This window comes from Mesorhizobium sp. M1338, assembly GCF_040318045.1.
GTDB lineage: Bacteria > Pseudomonadota > Alphaproteobacteria > Rhizobiales > Rhizobiaceae > Mesorhizobium.
This window is the reverse complement of the sequence record NZ_JAMYLL010000012.1, coordinates 92,501-95,000: the sequence shown is the minus strand read 5'-3', so window position 1 is coordinate 95,000 and position 2,500 is coordinate 92,501. Positions and strand designations below refer to the sequence as shown.

Annotated in this window: 1 rRNA gene (only partly in view); it reads right to left on the bottom strand. The window is 53.2% G+C overall.

Annotation, left to right across the window (positions count from 1 at the left end):
• A 23S ribosomal RNA gene (locus tag NKH19_RS14195) occupies positions 1 to 2,500 on the bottom strand (it extends past both window edges: 248 nt to the left, 74 nt to the right).

Below are 2,500 nucleotides of genomic sequence, written 5' to 3'. Positions count from 1 at the left end.
CAATATTCCTACACCCACGGCAGATAGGGACCGAACTGTCTCACGACGTTCTGAACCCAACTCACGTACCGCTTTAAATGGCGAACAGCCATACCCTTGGGACCTGCTCCAGCCCCAGGATGCGATGAGTCGACATCGAGGTGCCAAACAACCCCGTCGATATGGACTCTTGGGGGTCATCAGCCTGTTATCCCCGGCGTACCTTTTATCCGTTGAGCGATGGCCCTTCCACGCGGGACCACCGGATCACTATGACCGACTTTCGTCTCTGCTCGACTTGTCAGTCTCGCAGTCAGGCAGGCTTATGCCATTGCACTCAGCGAACGATTTCCGACCGTTCTGAGCCCACCATCGCGCGCCTCCGTTACTCTTTAGGAGGCGACCGCCCCAGTCAAACTACCCACCATACATTGTCCCGGACCCGGATAACGGGCCGCGGTTAGACATCCATAGTAATAAGGGTGGTATTTCAAGGGTGGCTCCACCTGAGCTGGCGCCCAGGTTTCAAAGCCTACCACCTATCCTACACATGCCACTACGAATGCCAATGTAAAGCTATAGTAAAGGTGCACGGGGTCTTTCCGTCTAACCGCAGGAACCCCGCATCTTCACGGGGAATTCAATTTCACTGAGTCTATGCTGGAGACAGCGGGGAAGTCGTTACGCCATTCGTGCAGGTCGGAACTTACCCGACAAGGAATTTCGCTACCTTAGGACCGTTATAGTTACGGCCGCCGTTTACTGGGGCTTCGATTCAGAGCTTGCACCCCTCCTCTTAACCTTCCAGCACCGGGCAGGCGTCAGACCCTATACGTCGTCTTGCGACTTCGCAGAGCCCTGTGTTTTTGATAAACAGTCGCTACCCCCTGGTCTGTGCCACCCTCCTCTACTTGCGTAGAAAAGGGTCACGCTTCTTCCGAAGTTACGCGTGCAATTTGCCGAGTTCCTTCAGCATAGTTCTCTCAAGCGCCTTGGTATACTCTACCAGACCACCAGTGTCGGTTTCGGGTACGGTTTATAAGGAGGAGCTATTTCCTGGAACCACGCAGCAGCCCGTTCAATCCGATAAGATTGGACTACCTCAATGATCCGTCACTACCTCCAAGCCCACGAATATTAACGTGGTTCCCATCGACTACGCGTTTCCGCCTCGTCTTAGGGGCCGGCTAACCCTGCTCAGATTAGCTTTAAGCAGGAACCCTTGGTCTTTCGGCGGGGGAGTCTCTCACTCCCCTTACGTTACTCATGTCAGCATTCGCACTTCTGATACCTCCACCACCCCTCACGGGTATGGCTTCATCAGCTTACAGAACGCTCCGCTACCGCTTGGCCCTTGCGGACCAAACCCTAAGCTTCGGTGTATGGCTTTAGCCCCGTTACATTTTCGGCGCAAAGACCCTTATTTAGACCAGTGAGCTGTTACGCTTTCTTTAAATGATGGCTGCTTCTAAGCCAACATCCTGGTTGTTTTGGGATCCTCACATCCTTTCCCACTTAGCCATAACTTGGGGACCTTAGCTGTAGGTCAGGGTTGTTTCCCTTTTCACGACGGACGTTAGCACCCGCCGTGTGTCTGCCGACTAGTACTCCCAGGTATTCGGAGTTTGGTTAGGTTTGGTAATCCGGTGAGGACCCCTAGCCCATCCAGTGCTCTACCCCCTGGGGTATTCGGTCGACGCTCTACCTAAATAGATTTCGCGGAGAACCAGCTATTTCCGAGTTTGATTGGCCTTTCACCCCTAGCCACAAGTCATCCCGAACTATTGCAACAGTTATGGGTTCGGTCCTCCAGTAAGTGTTACCTTACCTTCAACCTGCTCATGGCTAGATCACTCGGTTTCGGGTCTAATGCGACGAACTGAACGCCCTATTCAGACTCGCTTTCGCTGCGCCTACACCTAGCGGTTTAAGCTTGCTCGTCACACTAAGTCGCTGACCCATTATACAAAAGGTACGTGGTCACCCAGGACGAACCTTGGGCTTCCACTGTTTGTAGGCAATCGGTTTCAGGTACTCTTTCACTCCCCTTGTCGGGGTGCTTTTCACCTTTCCCTCACGGTACTAGTTCGCTATCGGTCATGCACGAGTACTTAGGCTTGGAGGGTGGTCCCCCCAATTTCAGACAGGATTTCACGTGTCCCGCCTTACTCGAGGACGATTGATTGCATTACGCGTACGGGGCTGTCACCCACTATGGCCCTACTTTCCAGAAGGTTCCGCTTGTCTCTCAATCGCCACTGGCCTGGTCCGGGTTCGCTCGCCACTACTTCCGGAGTCTCGGTTGATGTCCTTTCCTACGGGTACTTAGATGTTTCAGTTCCCCGCGTTCGCCACTTTACCCCTATGTATTCAGGGTAAGTTACCTATTATCGATACTTGGAAACCACAGCGGCAAGTCGGCCTTGCGACCTTCCGGCTGCTCTGATTTTCCAAGTACCTTAGGTGGGTTTCCCCATTCGGAAATCTACGGATCAAAGGGTATTCGCACCTCCCCGTAGCT